The organism is Azotobacter chroococcum (assembly GCF_002220155.1).
Taxonomy (GTDB): domain Bacteria; phylum Pseudomonadota; class Gammaproteobacteria; order Pseudomonadales; family Pseudomonadaceae; genus Azotobacter; species Azotobacter chroococcum.
This window is the reverse complement of sequence record NZ_CP011835.1, coordinates 3,459,658-3,475,203: the sequence shown is the minus strand read 5'-3', so window position 1 is coordinate 3,475,203 and position 15,546 is coordinate 3,459,658. Positions and strand designations below refer to the sequence as shown.

13 protein-coding genes and 1 pseudogene are annotated in these 15,546 nt (G+C 68.5%); 10 read left to right on the top strand and 4 right to left on the bottom strand.

Annotation, left to right across the window (positions count from 1 at the left end):
* Positions 1-93 precede the first annotated feature (93 nt).
* From ACG10_RS16110 to ACG10_RS16100, 3 genes are all read left to right on the top strand, one after another.
* Positions 94-1,242 carry a pyridoxal phosphate-dependent aminotransferase gene (locus tag ACG10_RS16110; RefSeq protein WP_089168986.1) on the top strand — a complete coding sequence of 383 codons (1,149 nt, stop codon included), beginning with the start codon at positions 94-96 and terminating at the stop codon, positions 1,240-1,242.
* 118 nt (positions 1,243-1,360) lie between these two features.
* Complete coding sequence (locus ACG10_RS16105) at positions 1,361-2,155, top strand: amidohydrolase (protein ID WP_089168985.1); 795 nt, start codon at positions 1,361-1,363, stop codon at positions 2,153-2,155.
* A gap of 136 nt (positions 2,156-2,291) precedes the next feature.
* Positions 2,292-3,197 carry a DUF6279 family lipoprotein gene (locus ACG10_RS16100; RefSeq protein ID WP_089168984.1) on the top strand — a complete coding sequence of 302 codons (906 nt, stop codon included), beginning with the start codon at positions 2,292-2,294 and terminating at the stop codon, positions 3,195-3,197.
* Positions 3,198-3,202: 5 nt separating this feature from the next.
* On the opposite strand, the gene ACG10_RS16095 is transcribed toward ACG10_RS16100, so the two are convergent.
* Complete coding sequence (locus tag ACG10_RS16095) at positions 3,203-3,412, bottom strand: hypothetical protein (RefSeq protein ID WP_089168983.1); 210 nt, start codon at positions 3,410-3,412, stop codon at positions 3,203-3,205.
* A gap of 77 nt (positions 3,413-3,489) precedes the next feature.
* Between ACG10_RS16095 and ACG10_RS16090 the strand changes: the two genes are divergently transcribed.
* The gene (locus ACG10_RS16090) at positions 3,490-4,023 is read left to right on the top strand and encodes a flavin reductase family protein (protein WP_089168982.1); all 534 of its coding nucleotides are present in this window, start codon (positions 3,490-3,492) and stop codon (positions 4,021-4,023) included.
* Here the strand turns inward: ACG10_RS16090 and ACG10_RS16085 are convergent.
* The 3 genes from ACG10_RS16085 to leuA all read right to left on the bottom strand — a co-directional run bounded on the left by ACG10_RS16085 (position 3,997) and on the right by leuA (position 7,306).
* Entirely contained in the window at positions 3,997-4,632 is a 636-nt protein-coding gene (locus ACG10_RS16085; RefSeq protein WP_089168981.1) for a DUF2238 domain-containing protein, read from the bottom strand. The genes ACG10_RS16090 and ACG10_RS16085 overlap by 27 nt on opposite strands.
* Before the next feature lie 81 nt (positions 4,633-4,713).
* Complete coding sequence (locus ACG10_RS16080) at positions 4,714-5,409, bottom strand: endonuclease (protein ID WP_089168980.1); 696 nt, start codon at positions 5,407-5,409, stop codon at positions 4,714-4,716.
* A 223-nt stretch (positions 5,410-5,632) separates the two neighbouring features.
* Entirely contained in the window at positions 5,633-7,306 is a 1,674-nt protein-coding gene (gene leuA, locus ACG10_RS16075) for a 2-isopropylmalate synthase (protein WP_089168979.1), read from the bottom strand.
* Positions 7,307-7,591: 285 nt separating this feature from the next.
* On the opposite strand from leuA, the gene ACG10_RS16070 reads away from it, so the two are divergent.
* From ACG10_RS16070 to ACG10_RS16050, 6 genes and pseudogenes are all read left to right on the top strand, one after another.
* The gene (locus ACG10_RS16070; protein ID WP_089168978.1) at positions 7,592-7,999 is read left to right on the top strand and encodes a DUF2946 family protein; all 408 of its coding nucleotides are present in this window, start codon (positions 7,592-7,594) and stop codon (positions 7,997-7,999) included.
* Positions 8,000-8,126: 127 nt separating this feature from the next.
* Positions 8,127-10,270 (top strand): annotated as a pseudogene (locus ACG10_RS16065) (TonB-dependent copper receptor).
* Between the two features lie 427 nt (positions 10,271-10,697).
* Positions 10,698-12,059 carry an OprD family porin gene (locus tag ACG10_RS16060; protein ID WP_089168977.1) on the top strand — a complete coding sequence of 454 codons (1,362 nt, stop codon included), beginning with the start codon at positions 10,698-10,700 and terminating at the stop codon, positions 12,057-12,059.
* 197 nt (positions 12,060-12,256) lie between these two features.
* Positions 12,257-14,659, top strand: coding sequence for a membrane-bound PQQ-dependent dehydrogenase, glucose/quinate/shikimate family (locus ACG10_RS16055; RefSeq protein ID WP_089168976.1), 2,403 nt, complete (start codon positions 12,257-12,259; stop codon positions 14,657-14,659).
* 235 nt (positions 14,660-14,894) lie between these two features.
* Positions 14,895-15,038, top strand: coding sequence for a hypothetical protein (locus ACG10_RS23815; RefSeq protein WP_157731469.1), 144 nt, complete (start codon positions 14,895-14,897; stop codon positions 15,036-15,038).
* A 134-nt stretch (positions 15,039-15,172) separates the two neighbouring features.
* Entirely contained in the window at positions 15,173-15,430 is a 258-nt protein-coding gene (locus ACG10_RS16050; protein WP_089168975.1) for a hypothetical protein, read from the top strand.
* The last annotated feature ends 116 nt before the right edge of the window (positions 15,431-15,546 follow it).

Here is a 15,546-nt window from a genome sequence, read left to right as displayed (position 1 = left end):
CGCTTGCCGCACGGCGCGCGATGTGGCTGTCGCCGGGGCGCGGATCGGCTATTCTCGCGGCTTCGCCCGTCGCTTGTCCGTGAAATCCAGGCCATGATCCAGAGCAAACTGCCCAACGTCGGCACCACCATCTTCACCACCATGTCCCAGCTCGCCGCGCAGACCGGCGCCATCAACCTGTCCCAGGGGTTCCCGGATTTCGACGGTCCGCAGGCGCTGCGCGAGGCGGTCGGCCGCCACGTCATGGCCGGCCACAACCAGTACGCGCCGATGACCGGCCTGCCGGCGCTGCGCGAGCAGGTCGCGCAGAAGATCGCCCGCAGCTACGGCCGCCAGGTGGACATGGACAGCGAGATCACCATCACCCCCGGCGCCACCGAGGCGATCTTCTGCGCGGTGCAGGCGCTGGTCCGCCCGGGCGACGAGGTGATCGTCTTCGACCCCTGCTACGACAGCTACGAGCCCTCGGTGGAACTGGCCGGCGGGCGCTGTGTGCACGTGCCGCTGGCCCTGCCGGACTTCTCCATCGACTGGCAGCGCCTGGCCGACGCCCTCAGCCCGCGCACCCGGCTGATCATCCTCAACAGCCCGCACAATCCCAGCGGCGCGCTGATCTCCCGCAGCGAACTGGACCAGCTGGCCAGGCTGATCCGCGGCTTCGACATCTACCTGATCAGCGACGAGGTCTACGAACACCTGGTCTACGACGGCGTGCAGCACGCCAGCGTGCTGGCCCACGAGGAGCTCTACGCGCGCGCCTGCGTGGTCAGCTCGTTCGGCAAGACCTACCACGTCACCGGCTGGAAGACCGGCTATGTGGTGGCGCCGCCGGCATTGAGCATGGAGCTGCGCAAGGTCCACCAGTTCGTCACCTTCTGCGGCATCACCCCGCTGCAGTGGGCGCTGGCCGACTACATGGCCGCCCATCCCGGGCACGTCGACGAACTGCCGGCCTTCTACCAGGCCAAGCGCGACCTGTTCTGCGATCTGCTGGCCGGTTCGCGCTTCACCTTCAGCCGCAGCCCCGGCACCTATTTCCAGCTGGCCGACTACTCGGCGATCCGCGCCGACCTCGACGACGTCGAGATGTCCCTGTGGCTGACCCGCGAGCACGGCGTGGCGACCATCCCGGTGTCGGTGTTCTACCAGACCCCGCCGGCCGGCCTGCGCCTGGTGCGCTTCTGCTTCGCCAAGCGCGAGGAGACCCTGCGCCAGGCCGCCGAGAAGCTGTGCCGCGTATGACCCGTAGGGTGGACAACGGCGCAGCCTTGTCCACCGCTGCGCACTCCGGTGGAAAAGCGCTGCGCGCGTTTTCCACCCTACGAAAAGCGCTCATGACCAAGGATTTCGGAGATTTTCCATGCGTGACCTGAGCACCTTGCCCGACCTCAAGCTGGCCCTGGTGCAGACCGCCCCGGTCTGGCAGGACCCGGCCGCCAACCATGCCCACTTCGGCAGACTGCTGGAGCAGGCCGCCGGCGCCGATCTGGTGATCCTGCCGGAGATGTTCGGCACCGGCTTTTCCATGGACGCCGCGGCGCTGGCCGAGGAAGAGGACGGCCCGAGCCGTGCCTGGCTGCTGGAGCAGGCCGCACGGCTGGAGGCGGTGGTGGTCGGCAGCGTCATCACCCGCGCCGCGGACGGCAGCTACCGCAACCGCCTGTACTGGGCGCGTCCGGACGGCAGCTGCGCCCACTACGACAAGCGCCACCTGTTCCGCATGGCCGGCGAGCACGAGCACTACGCCGCCGGCGATACGCGCGTGCTGCTCGAGCTCAAGGGCTGGCACGTGCGCCCGCTGGTCTGCTACGACCTGCGCTTTCCGGTGTGGAGCCGCGATCCGCACGACACCGACCTCCTGCTCTACATCGCCAGCTGGCCGGCGGCCCGGCGCAACGCCTGGAACCGCCTGCTGCCGGCGCGCGGCATCGAGAACCTCTGTTATGTGGCGGCGGTCAACCGCATCGGCGCCGACGGCAACGGCTACCCGCACGCCGGCGACAGCCAGGTGCTCGACTTCCAGGGCGAGCTGCTGCTGGCGCCGGGCGAGACCGACGGCGTGTTCCACGTCGCACTCTCGGCCCAGGCCCTGGCCAAGTGCCGCACGCGCTTCCCGGCCTGGCGCGATGCGGATGCGTTCGAGCTGAAGGACTGAGCGACCCGAGAGGAGCCTCCGCTCGCGTGCCCCTCGACGCCGCAGCCGGTCTTGCTACGGTTGGATAAGGCGCCGCCCGGTCCGCGACGGGCTGGCCGGCGCCACGGACCGATCCTCCCGCAGCGAGGTAGCGCTCGTGCTCCCTGGACTTTCTGCGCCGTGGCGCCGGCCGGCGTGCCGGATCGCGGTTCTCCTGCTGTCGGCAGCGCTGCTCGCCGGTTGTTCCTTCGGTCTCGTCTACGGCCAGCTGCACCGGCTGCTGCCCTGGTACATCGACGATTACGTCAGCCTGGATCGCGACCAGCGGACCCTGCTCGACGTGCGCCTGGCCGAGCGCCTTGCCTGGCACTGCCGCACCCAGCTCGTTCCCTATGCCGCCCTGTTGCGCGGGCTGGAAGGCGACCTGCGCAGCGGCGCCGTCACGCCGGCCCGGCTCGAGGCCCATCTCGGGCAGGCCGAAATCCTCCTGCGCGACCTGCTGACAGCGATTCTGCCGGATGCGCGCCTGCTGCTCGCCCGGCTCGACGACGAACAGCTCGCCGAGCTGGCCGAAGCCTTCCGGCGCCGCAACCGCGAGCTGCGCAAGGAGTTCCTCGCCGGCACGCCGGCCGAGCGGGAGGCGGAGCAGATCGCGCGCATGGAGAAGCGCCTGCGTCGCTGGTTCGGCCGCCTGAGCGAGGAGCAGCGCGCGCTCGTCGCGCGCTGGAGCGAGGCCTTGCAGCCCGCTACGGCGGAGTGGCTGGCCAACCGCGAGCGCTGGCAGGCCCGGCTGCTGGCGGCGCTCGCGCAGCGCCGGGACGCCGCGCGTTTCGAGGCGGGCCTGCGGCCGCTGCTGCTCGAGCCCGAGGCCGCCTGGAGCGCCGCCTACCGCGCCCGGCTGGCGCACAACCGGGAGCAGACCCTGATCCTCCTCGCCGCGCTGTTCGACACGGCGACGCCGCGCCAGCGCGCGCATCTCTTCGCCGAGCTGGAGGCCTGGGCCAGGCAGTTCGAGCAACTGGCCTGCACGCCGTCGCCGCTGCTGACGGCCGGGCAGGGCTGAGGGTTTCAGGTTTCCGGGTCCTGCCTGGACGCCTGGCGCTCCTCGCGCACCAGATACGCCTGCTTGTGCCCGCGCCGCTCGTATTCGCGCATCAGCGCCTCGGCCGCGGCGCGTTCGGCGAAGCGGCGCATCTCCACCTCGTTGCCGTTGTCGTCGATGCGGTAGAGCACCCAGCGGCCGGTGCCGGGGGGCGCGTGCGTCGTCGTGTCGCTCAAGAGCGCTTCCTCGCCTGTCACGGGACGGGACTATGGTTGATGGGATAACGCCAGAATTTGCCGTTCCGGAGCGTCCGATGAAAACCCAGCTTCCCCTCGCCGATGTCTACACCCTCCTCGAACCCGGGCCGGTGCTGCTGCTCAGCACCTCGCATGCCGGTCGGGCCAATGTGATGCCGCTGTCCTGGCATACCATGCTGGAGTTCGAGCCGCCGCTGGTGGGCTGCGTGGTCAGTGCGGCGAACTTTTCCTTCGCCGCACTGAGCGAGACCGGCCAGTGCGTGCTCAACGTGCCGACCGTGGAGCTGGCCGAGCAGGTGGTCGGCTGCGGCAACTGCTCGGGACGCGAGCTGGACAAGTTCGCCCGCTTCGGCCTGACCGCCCGGCCGGCCAAACAGGTGGCGGCGCCGCTGGTGGCCGAGTGCTACGCGAATCTGGAGTGCCGGGTGACCGACCGCCAACTGGTCGGCAGCTACAACTTCTTCATCCTCCAGATGGTGGAGGCCTGGCATACCCCGGCGGTGACTGCGCCGCGCACCCTGCATCACCGCGGTTTCGGCAGGTTCATGGTGGCCGGCGAGGAGCTAACCTTGCCCTCGGCCATGCGCTGAGCGCTCCAGCGCGGCGATCTGCCGGTCCTGCAGGCCGGCGAGGCCGAGCAGCGCGCAGCCGGCGCCGATCAAGGCCCAGAAGATGTCCGCCTGGGTGTCCCAGGGATCGCCCTGGGTGCCGAGGAACTCGATCGCGCCCTGTCCGGCGATCAGCGCCACCCACCATTCGATCAGCTCGTAGAAGGCGCTGACCGCCAGCGCCACGCACAGCGACAGGAAGGCCAGCATCCGCCCCCTGGCCAGGAAGCCCCCGCGCAGCAGGATCTCCCGGGCGACCAGCGCCGGCACCAGGCCCTGCATGAAGTGGCCGAACTTGTCGTAGGGGTTGCGGCTCAGCCCGAACAGCTCCTGCACCCAGAACCCCGCCGGCACCCGCGCGTAGGTGTAGGCGCCGCCGAGGATCAGCACCAGGGCGTGGGCGGCGATCAGCAGGTAGAGCAGGGAAGTCAGCGGGAAGCGCCCGTAGGTGCCGATCAGCAGCGGCGCGGCGATCAGCACCGGGGCGACTTCCAGCAGCCAGGTGGCCCGGTCGTAGGGCGCGATGCCGGAGACCAGCAGGCCGGCCAGGACGACGAGGCCGAGGGATGCAAGAAGTCGGTTGCGCTGCATGGCGTGGCTCGCCTGGATTGCCGGGGGAGGGCGAGAGTTAGCATCCGCCCGGGCCCCTGGCAAGGGCCCGGCCGGCACAGGCTATTGCTTCGGGCAGCGGCGCAGGTCCACTTCGCCGACCAGCGGGTTGGCATTGCCCTGCACGCAGGCGATGCGCTGGTTGCGCCAGAGCTCCCATTCGCTCACCGGATACTGGCGGTTCCAGATGTTGTAGAGGCGCTGGTCCTGCTTCGACAGGCGCAGCTGGTAGCGCTGGCTCATGTACAGGTAGATGCGCGCGATGGCGCCGCGGGTGTAGTCCGGCGGCATCGCGGTGCGCTGCTTGAAGTCGACCACGAAGGGGCAGGCGCCGTACTGGGTGGGCTTCTCGGTGAGCATGCCGAAGCCGAAGTTGCTGCGGTCGCCGTTCACCTCGCCGACCACCGGCACCAGGTTGTGCAGGTCGGCCTCGGCCTGGCTGAACAGCGGGTCGTTGGCCGTGCAGTTCTTGCGCCCGCCGTCCTGCCAGCACTGGCGCTGGTGGCCGATCACCCAGGCCGGGACGACGTGCTCCCACTCGACGCGCCCGGCGCGGTTGGCATCCTTGCGCGGCTGGTAGTCGCAGCTGTCCAGGTCGATGCGGTTGCCCTTGTAGGCGCACTGGCAATAGAAATCCACCGGCCGCTCGGCATGGATCTTCCAGGCGATCTTCTTCGCTTCGCGGAAGGTGCGCGGGGCTTCGGCGTGGACCAGGGAGAACGGCAGCAGGAGCAGCAGGAGAAGGATGACGCGGCGCATGGGACTCTCGCAGTTGATGTAGTACGAGCGTCCATGCCGATGCGCCGAATGTTACCCGGTTATGGAAAGAAATCCATGCAGACTGTGATTCGATAGACAGATTCGGCATATGCCGAAGGCGGGCCCGGGAGCCGGGGCGGTGTGCCTGGACGGGGGCGCGGGCAGGGGAATGGGCCCAGGGGTGGGTACCCTCTCCCCGGCGGGGAGAGGGCAGCGCAGGGAATCAGGCCGCGCGGGTCGCCGCCTGCTGGCCGAGGGCGCGGTTGAGGGCGCTGAACAGCGCGCGGATGCTCGCCGTGGTCAGGTTCTCGTCGATGCCCAGGCCATGCAGCGGGCGCTGGCCGTCGAGGCGCAGCTCGATGTAGGCCGCGGCCCTGGCATTGCTGCCGGCGCCGATGGCGTGCTCGTGGTAGTCCATGATTTCCACGCGGACCGGCAGGCTGGCCACCAGGGCCTCCAGCGGCCCCTTGCCGATGCCGCGCCAGTGGCGGCTCTCGCCGTTGTCGAGGACCTCCACGTCCAGCGCGCAGGTGCCGTTCTCCTCCTGCAGGCGATGCCCTTTCAGGCTGTAGGGCGCGACGGCCTTGAGGTACTCGGCCTCGAGCAGGGCGTGGATCTGCGCGGCACTCATCTCCAGGCCGAGGCGGTCGGTTTCCTTCTGCACCACCTGGCTGAACTCGATCTGCATGCGCCGCGGCAGGCTGATGCCGTATTCCTGTTCGAGCAGGTAGGTGATGCCGCCCTTGCCGGACTGGCTGTTGACGCGAATGACGGCTTCATAGCTGCGGCCGATGTCGGCCGGGTCGATCGGCAGATAGGGCACTTCCCAGACGCCGTTCGGGTCCTGCTGGGTGAAGCCCTTGCGGATCGCGTCCTGGTGCGAGCCGGAGAAGGCGGTGTGCACCAGGTCGCCGACATAGGGATGGCGCGGGTGCACCGGCAGCTGGTTGCATTCCTCGACCACCTTGCGCACCGCGTCGATGTCGGAGAAATCCAGCTGCGGGTCGACGCCCTGGGTGTAGAGGTTCAGCGCCAGGGTCACCAGGTCGACGTTGCCGGTGCGCTCGCCGTTGCCGAACAGGCAGCCCTCGACGCGGTCGGCACCGGCCATCAGGCCCAGCTCGCTGGCCGCCACGCCGGTGCCGCGGTCGTTGTGGGTGTGCAGGCTGACCAGCACGCTGTCGCGCCGGTCGATGTGCCGGCAGAACCATTCGATCTGGTCGGCATAGATGTTCGGCGTGGCCGCCTCGATGGTCGCCGGCAGGTTGAGGATCAGCCTGTGCTCCGGGGTCGGCTGGAACACCGCGACCACTGCGTTGCACACCTCGACGGCGAACTCGGTTTCGGTGGAACTGAACACCTCCGGCGAGTACTCGAAGCGCCAGGCGGTGTCCGGGCTGGCGTCGGCCAGGCGCTTGATGATCCGTGCCGCGTCGACGGCGATCTCCACCACTCCGGCCTTGTCCTGGTTGAAGACGATGCGCCGGAAGCTCGGCGCGGTGGCGTTGTAGTAGTGGACGATGGCCCGCTTCGCTCCCTTGAGCGACTCGAAGGTGCGGGTGATCAGGTCCTCGCGGGCCTGGGTCAGCACCTGGATGGTCACGTCGTCGGGGATGTGGCCTTCCTCGATCAGCTGGCGGACGAAGTCGAAGTCGGTCTGCGAGGCGGAGGGGAAGCCCACCTCGATCTCCTTGACGCCCACCTGCACCAGGGTCTTGAAGAAGCGCAGCTTCTTCACCGCGTCCATCGGCTCGATCAGCGACTGATTGCCGTCGCGCAGGTCGGAGCTGCACCAGATCGGCGCCCTGTCGATCACCTGGTCCGGCCAGGTGCGGTCGCGCAGGGCGATCGGCGCGAAGGGGCGGTATTTCTGCGACGGGTCTTTGAGCATGGTCATGGCGTCTCCCTGAGTCTTGCAGGCGCGGACCGGAAAACCGGCGCCGGGCGTCATTCGGTGGGTGCACGCTAGTGTCTCGTCGTTAGTATTGCAAGCTTTTGCTAAAAATTGGTTTTTACATCCTTAATGGTCGATTTATTCGGTTTTATATTGCCAGGAATAGCGTAAAGAATCGTTTTTGTTGTTTTGGTCTTTTGCGCTGACCTGTCGCAACCCGGGCGCGCTCCGCTCGTGCGAACACCCCCGCCCTCGCCGGAGGGGCCGGCGGTACGGCAGGGCATCCCGGTGACGCGCAAGGGCAGAACGACAGCAGGAATCTGGCTTGGCCTGTTCGCCATGCTGATGATCCATGTCGGCCCCCCGTATTCCGCCCTGCAGAGCCAGCCGGCGCAGGACGTCGCCCGGCTGCTGGCGGAGGACGATGCCGCGTTCTGCGGCGAGGCGCCCGACGCCGCCGGCGCCGCCCACCATCACGCGGCGGCTGCGCACGGCGAACCCGCCTGGCTGGCGGCCCTGGAGCTGTGCGGCTACTGCGAGCTGCTGACCCTCAACCTGCCGCTGGCCCTGTCCCTCGACCTCGCCCTGCCGTACTACGCGCCGGCCTTCATCCTGCCGCTGCCGGAAAAGCCGCTGCCGGCCGCGCCGCGGCGCAGCAGCGGGCATCCGCGCGCACCGCCCGTTTTCCACGCCTGACCGGCTTTTCGGCCGCCTTTCCGTTCGCCTGAAACGCCGTGACCGCTGGCGGGCATCGCCCGTCGCCGTCGCGGCCTGTGCGGACGGTTTCGCGCGCCCTCCCGAAACCCGACGACGTGGATACCCGATGAACCGCGACATGCTTTGCCGTGCGGCGCGCCCGCACCTGCCCCAGACCTTTTCCCGCACCCCGTTCCGCCTGTGCCGGATGCCCGCCCGCGCCGCGCTGCTCGGCCTTCTGGCCAGCGGCGGCCTGCCGGCCGCCGAGCCGGAGAGCGAAACCGGGCCCCACGAGATGCCACCGCTGGTGATCACCGGCGTCGCCCTGCATTCGCCGCTGACCGTGGTGACCGATCCGAAGATCCCCCGCCAGCCGGTGCCGGCCAGCGACGGCGCCGACTAGACCATTCCCGGCTTCGCCGCGGTGCGCAATGGCGGGGTCAACGGCGACCCGGTGTTCCGCGGCATGTTCGGCTCGCGGCTCAAGCTGCTGACCAACGGCGGCGAGATGATCGGCGCCTGCCCGAACCGCATGGACTCGCCCAGCTCCTACATCTCCCCGGAGAGCTACGACCGCCTGACGGTGACCAAGGGCCCGCAGACGGTGCTCTGGGGACCGGGCGCCTCGGCGGCGACCGTGCGCTTCGAGCGTGACCCGGAACGCTTCGCCGCACTCGGCGGGCGCGTCGACGCGAGCTTCCTGGCCGGCTCCAACGGCCTTTCGACCGGCGCGTCGACGCCGCCCTGGGCGGCGCGCAGGGCTACCTCAGGCTGCTCGCCAACCGCTCGGATGCCGACGACTACCAGAACGGCGACGGCGACACCGTGCCCTCGCGCTGGGACAAGTGGAACACCGACCTGGCGCTGGGCTGGACCCCGGACGCCGATACCCTGCTGGAGCTGACCCTCGGCCGCGGCGACGGCGAGGCGCGCTACGCCGGACGCAGCATGGACGGCAGCCAGTTCGAGCGGGAAAGCCTCGCCCTGCGCTTCGAGAAGGACAACCTCGGCGGGCTGCTGCAGAAGGTCGAGGCGCAGCTCTACTACAACTACGCCGACCACGTGATGGACAACTTTCGCCTGCGCAGCCCGGACCCGGGCGCGGCGATGACCATGATGTGCAACCCGATGGCCAGCAACGTCGACCGCCGCACCCTCGGCGGGCGGCTGAGCGGCACCTGGCGCTGGGACGACTTCCAGCTGGTCGGCGGGCTGGACGGGCAGACCAGCGAGCATCGCCGCCGGCAGTCCAGCTACAACAGGATGAGCGGCGCCTACACCGACGCCGACAGCTTCCCCTGGGAAACCGACGCCGACTTCCACAACTACGGCGCCTTCGCCGAGCTGACTTGGTACGCCACCGCCGGCTCGCGGCTGATCGGCGGGGCGCGCCTCGACCGCGCCTACGCCGAGGACGAGCGCGACCTTTTGAAGAACAACATGGGCGTCAGCTGGCGCAACCCGACCGCCGGCGAGGAGCGCAGCGAGATCCTGACCAGCGGCTTCCTGCGCTACGAGCGCGACCTCGACGCTGTGCCGGCCACCGCCTACCTCGGCCTCGGCCACAGCGAGCGCTTCCCCGACTACTGGGAGCTGTTTTCCGCCACCGCGGTGATGAGCGCGCCGACCGCCTTCGAGCAGATCGACCCGGAGAAGACCACCCAGCTGGACTTCGGCATCCAGTACCAGCAGGGACCGCTGGAGGCCTGGGCCTCGGCCTACCTGGGCTGGGTGCGCGACTTCATCCTGTTCGACTACACGACCCTGCCCAGCGGCCATGTGCGCACCACGGCGGACAACATCGACGCGCGCATCATGGGCGCCGAGCTGGGCGCCGGCTACCGTTTCAGTCCGAACTGGAAGGGCGACGCCAGCCTGGCCTGGGCCTGGGGCAAGAACAGCTCGGACGACCGCCCGCTGCCGCAGATCCCGCCGCTGGAGGCGCGCCTGAGCCTCACCTGGGAGCGGGGCGACTGGAGCGCCAGCGGCCTGTGGCGGCTGGTAGCGGCGCAGAACCGGGTGGCTGAGAACCAGGGCAGCATCGTCGCCAGGGACTTCGACGAAAGTCCCGGCTTCGGTGTGTTCTCGGTCAACGGCGCTTGGCGCCTAAACCGGCACTACCGGCTCAGCACCGGGATCGACAACCTGCTCGACAAGACCTACAGCGAGCACCTCAACCTGGCCGGCAACGGCGCCTTCGACCTACCCGCCGATACCCGCATCGACGAGCCGGGACGCACCTGGTGGGCGCGGCTGGATGTGAGCTTCTGAGTCCGTGCCGGCCCGGGCGCCGCCTTGCCGGCGGCGTCCGCGGCCGCGAGTCGGGCCGCCGTGACGGAGGACCGACTACCCACCTGGGGGGGAATACCTGGGGGGGGAGGGGCAGTATTCTTGCCGGGCCGGTCACCGCTTCGCTATTCCCCGCGGGCCCGTGCGCAGAACAAGAACAAGATCGAGAGGAAGGCCGGCACGACCGGCCCGAGGTAGAAACATGGATCGACGATCCCGACCGCAGGCTTGCAGCCACCCCGACTGATCCGCCACGCCCCCCGGCAATCGCGCCAGTCCCGCCCAACCCACCGAAATCCACGTACGACCCGCCGTGCCAATCACCGCGGGACGCGGCACCGCCTTGCCGGTTCGCGGCCCGGCCCTGTCCTCGGGATGGTTGTCATGCTCCAGCAACAGGAATGAATCCATGCGCTTCAACAAGAAGAATCCAGCCTGTGCCGCATCCCTGACATTCGTCCTGGCGGTTCCGGCCATCGCTGCCGACGGAGACGGAGAAGGCTTTCTCGAGGGCTCCACCTTCAAGGTGCTCAACCGCAACATCTACTTCAGCCAGGACTTCCGCAACGGCGACAGCGCCCTCAACCCGCAGACCGGCGAGAAGAAGACCCGCCGCAGCGAGTGGGCGCACGGCGTGATCGCCACCTTCGAGTCCGGCTTCACGCCCGGCGTGGTGGGTTTCGGCCTGGACGTGCGCGGCCAGTTCGGGATCAAGCTGGACGGCGGCGACGGCCTGGTCGGCAACGGCATGGCGGGCAACGGCATCGTCCCGCGGCGTGGCTACAACTTCGACGGCAAGCCCAAGGACGAATTCGGCCGGGTCGACGTGGCGCTGAAGATGCGCCTGTTCGACGACACCGAGCTGCGCTACGGCGACGTCCGCCCGCTCACCCCGGTGGTCAATACCAGCGATATCCGTCTGCTGCCGCAGAGCTTTCGCGGCGGCACCGTCATGAACACCTCGATCAAGGGCCTGACCCTGCAGGCCGGCAAGCTGGAGTCCAACGCCGACCGTACCGCCACCGCCCACCGGGGTGACCTGGGCACCGCCTACGGTGGGCGCTTCAAGGAGGCCGACGACTTCGTCTACTTCGGCGCCGATTATCAGCTCAACGACCGGCTGCGCCTGCGCCTGCACCACGGCCGGCTCGACAATGTGTGGAACCAGGCGTTCCTCGGTGTCGACTGGAACCAGCCGCTGCGCGAGGGGCTGAAACTGCGGGCCGGCGCCAAGTACTACCGCACCCGCGACACCGGCAAGTCGCTGATGGGCGACATCAACAACGACTCCTGGAGCGCCAACGTCGGCCTCGACGTCGGCGCCCACAGCTTCACCGTGGCGCGCACCCACATCGATGGCGACACGCCGTTCGACTACGTGTGGAACACCTGGGACTTCTACCTGGACTCCTTCTCCCAGTCCTCCGACTTCAACAGCCCCAACGAGCGGGTGTGGATGGCGCGCTACGACTACGACTTCGCCGGCCTCGGCATCCCCGGCCTGAGCTTCACCACCCGCTACATGCGCGGCACCGACATCGACGGCACCAAGGCCGGGCCGCACTACGCCGCCTACCAGAACACCCGCGACGGCCGCCACTGGGAGAACGACATCTGGCTCGGCTACGTGGTGCAGAGCGGCCCGGCCAAGGACCTGAGCTTCCGCATCTGGCACGCCACCCACCGGGTCAGCGGCGACCACACCGCCGAGGCCAACCTCGACGAGCTGCGGCTGATCTTCGAATACCCGCTCGACTTCAGCCTGTTCTGAACAGGCTCTTGCTCCTGCAGGCCCATCCCCTGCAGGAGCTTTTTTGTCCCGGCTGTCCGGCGCCCGTCCCTGGCTGCGAACCCAGGCTTCCGCACTACAGTTATTGGTTGATGGTCAAGCTGCCGGCAGCAGAGCATGCGTTCTCGCCTGCTCTGCTGCCGGCATTTCGCAGTCAACCGGGTGAAGGAGAGAGGCCGATGCTTACGACGAACACGCCACAACCGCTGCGGGTCAGGCTGACAGGTGCGCTGGCCGCCCTGGCGGGGGCGGCATTGGCGCTCGGCGGCGCTTATCTGGCGCTGCTGGGCGGCTCTTGGTACTACCTGCTTGCCGGCCTCGGCCTGCTGGTCGTGGGGGGCCTGATCCTGGCAGGGCGGCGGCTGGCGATCTGGTTGTATGCCGTGCTGCTGCTCGCCACCCTGGCCTGGACGGTCAATGAGGTCCGCTTCGACTGGTGGCAGCTGTCGACGCGCATCGACCTGTGGTGGGGGCTGGGCCTCTGGCTGCTGCTGCCCTTCGTCAACCGCCATATCGGCGCCCCGCCGAGCTGGCGGGACGGCGCCAGCGCTCTGCTCGGCATCGGTTTGCTGCTCGGCGCGCTGATGGCCGGCTATTCGCTGACCCGGGACTATTCGCGCATCGCCGGCGAATTCGCCGAAGAGCGCATGTCCGGCACGCGCCCGGCGGGGCAGGCCGGCCGCTCGGCGAGCGAGTGGCCGGCGTACGGCGGCTCGGACCGCGGCGACCGCTATTCGGCGGCCGACCTGATCACGCCCGGAAACGTCGGGCGGCTGAAGAAGGCCTGGGAGTACCATACCGGCGACGGGCCACGCGAGGGCGATCCGGACGAATTCACCAATCAGGTCACTCCGCTGAAGATCGGCGACAGCCTGTTCATCTGCACCCCCCACAGCATCGCCATCGCCGTGGATGCCGGCACCGGCGAGGAGCTGTGGCGCTTCGACCCGAACATCAACCGCGAGGCCAAGTACTACCAGCACATGACCTGCCGTGGCCTGGCCTATCACGATGCCGCGGCCTATCCCGGCACCGGCGAGGCCGTCGCCGGTGCCCCCGCACGCTGCACCCGCAGGCTGTTCCTGCCGACCAATGACGGCACGCTGTTCGCCCTGGATCCCGGCGACGGCCAGCCCTGCCAGACGTTCGGCACGGGCGGCATGATCGACCTGAAGGTAGGGCTGGGCGACGACGCCCGGGGGGTATACCTGCCGACTTCGCCACCGGTGGTGACCGAGAGGCTGGTGATCGTCGGCGGCTCGGTGACCGACAACGGCTCGGTGGACTCCCCCGGCGGGGCGATCCGTGCCTACGACGTGCGTACCGGCGCGCTGGTGTGGAACTGGGATCCGGGCAATCCGGAGGTCACCGAGCCGTTGCCGCCGGGCGGCGCCTATGTGCGCAGCACGCCGAACTCCTGGACCATCGCCACGGCCGACGAGGAGCTGGGGCTGGTCTTCATCCCCATGGGCAACCAGACGCCGGACCAGTGGGGCGCGCAGCGCTCGCCGGAAACCGAGCGCTTCACCGCAGCCCTGGTGGCGCTCGACCTGGCCAGCGGCAGGGTGCGCTGGGAATTCCAGGCCGTGCACCACGACCTCTGGGATCGCGACCTGCCTTCGCAACCCACGCTGGTCGACCTCGATGGTCCGCAGGGCAAGGTGCCGGCGATCATCCAGCCGACCAAGGGCGGCGATCTGTTCGTGCTGGACCGGCGCACCGGCCAGCCCATAGTGCCGGTGCACGAGCGTCCGGTGCCGCAGGGCGCGGTCGAGGGCGATTTCACCGCGCCGACCCAGCCCGCCTCGGCCCTCAGCTACGCCCCGAAGCAGCCGCTGCGCGAGCGCGACATGTGGGGCGCCACGCCGTTCGACCAACTGATCTGCCGCATCCAGTTCCACAGGTTGCGCTACGAGGGGGATTTCACGCCGCCGAGCGAGCAGGGCTCGCTGATCTATCCGGGCAACGTCGGCACCTTCAACTGGCCCTCGGTGGCGGTCGACCCGGAACGGCAGCTACTGATCGGCGCGCCCAACTACCTGGCCTTCGTCTCGCGGCTGGTCAGGCGTGGCGAGATCGAGGTCAAGGAAGGAGGCAGAGGCGGCAGCGAGCTCGGTCTGCAGCCCAATCTCGGTGCGCCTTACATGGTGTACCTGGGGCCGTTCATGTCGCCGGTGGGCTTGCCCTGCCAGTCGCCACCCTGGGGCTACATCACCGCCGTGGACCTGCGCAGCATGAAGCCGGTGTGGATGCACAAGAACGGTACCAGCCGCGACAACGCGCCCTACATTCCGTTTACCGTAGGCGTTCCTGCGCTGGGCGGCCCCCTGGTCACCGCTGGTGGCGTGGCCTTCCTCAGCGGCACGCTGGACTACTACCTGCGCGCCTACGATGTGCGCAACGGCGAAGAGCTGTGGAAGGGGCGTCTTCCCGCCGGCGGTCAGGCGACGCCGATAACCTACGTGTCGGAGAAGAGCGGGAAGCAGTTCGTCGTGGTGATGGCCGGCGGGCACGGCTCGTTCGGCACGCGCATCGGCGATTCGCTGGTCGCCTGGACGCTGGAGGACGAGGCAGAACGCTGAGACGTCATCGGGCCGGTGTTCGCTGCTCGTTGCCGCATGTCGGACGCTGCTCCCGTCCGCCGTGCGGACGAGGCGAGCCGGCCTCAGCGCCAATCCCACAACTTGGGATGTCCGGGATAGCGACATCTTCGGGCTTGCCGATCCGCATTTCCGAGCTATGTTGAAAGAGGAGCATCGCCCGATGCAAGGGAGGGGCGCCCCAGGCAGAGCAAAACTGGATATGGAGATCTAGGCAGTGCACAACTTTTATCAGGTCGGAAGTGATGCAATCTCTGGCGAGAAGTATGGATTCCACATCGAGGAGGAAGAAGAAGAGGAGGAAGAGGAGGATCTTTTCTATCCCGACCTCGACTCTATAGCGAAACTCAGTGATAACTAAGCAAGAAGGCCGCTAAATGCGGCCTTCTTGCTGTCTGGGCTCTTGTTTGCGCGAGCGCATCCGGGGGCGCTGTCGTCTACCCTGTTTCCAAAGCGTTTCGCTGCATTTCTGGCGGACTGATAGGGAGAGAGGCAATGACGCTTAAAGATCTGGCCGCTCGCTCCCCGAGCTTCGATATGCGCCTGCGCAGCCTGCAGGGCTCCTGGGAGCCGGATTGGGAAAAGCTGAGAATCGACATGGAGGACCGCCCCGCGCTTGTCCGGCAGACGCGGCGGGATTCCGTCCTCTGGCTGTACGGCTACATCGTCGCCCTGGCGGACAAGAAACTGATCGACATGGGCGATGCCGAGCGGATGCAGTGCGAAATCCTGGACCTGAAGGACGCACTGTAGTCCCGGGCCTGGCGATCCCCGAATCCCATGCCGCCGATGGCGGCGATGGGGGCCCGGATAACGCCGCTTGAGACGATCGGTCGCAGGGTCCCGCGGCATCCCGCTCCCCGTATCAT

Bases quoted from the DNA above. Each gene is read 5' to 3' on its own strand.
- ACG10_RS16110 (WP_089168986.1), top strand. From the start codon at position 94: ATGATCCAGAGCAAACTGCCCAACGTCGGCACCACCATCTTCACCACC.
- ACG10_RS16105 (WP_089168985.1), top strand. From the start codon at position 1,361: ATGCGTGACCTGAGCACCTTGCCCGACCTCAAGCTGGCCCTGGTGCAG.
- ACG10_RS16090 (WP_089168982.1), top strand. From the start codon at position 3,490: ATGAAAACCCAGCTTCCCCTCGCCGATGTCTACACCCTCCTCGAACCC.
- ACG10_RS16085 (WP_089168981.1), bottom strand. From the start codon at position 4,632: ATGCAGCGCAACCGACTTCTTGCATCCCTCGGCCTCGTCGTCCTGGCC.
- ACG10_RS16080 (WP_089168980.1), bottom strand. From the start codon at position 5,409: ATGCGCCGCGTCATCCTTCTCCTGCTGCTCCTGCTGCCGTTCTCCCTG.
- leuA (WP_089168979.1), bottom strand. From the start codon at position 7,306: ATGACCATGCTCAAAGACCCGTCGCAGAAATACCGCCCCTTCGCGCCG.
- ACG10_RS16060 (WP_089168977.1), top strand. From the start codon at position 10,698: ATGCGCTTCAACAAGAAGAATCCAGCCTGTGCCGCATCCCTGACATTC.
- ACG10_RS16055 (WP_089168976.1), top strand. From the start codon at position 12,257: ATGCTTACGACGAACACGCCACAACCGCTGCGGGTCAGGCTGACAGGT.
- ACG10_RS16050 (WP_089168975.1), top strand. From the start codon at position 15,173: ATGACGCTTAAAGATCTGGCCGCTCGCTCCCCGAGCTTCGATATGCGC.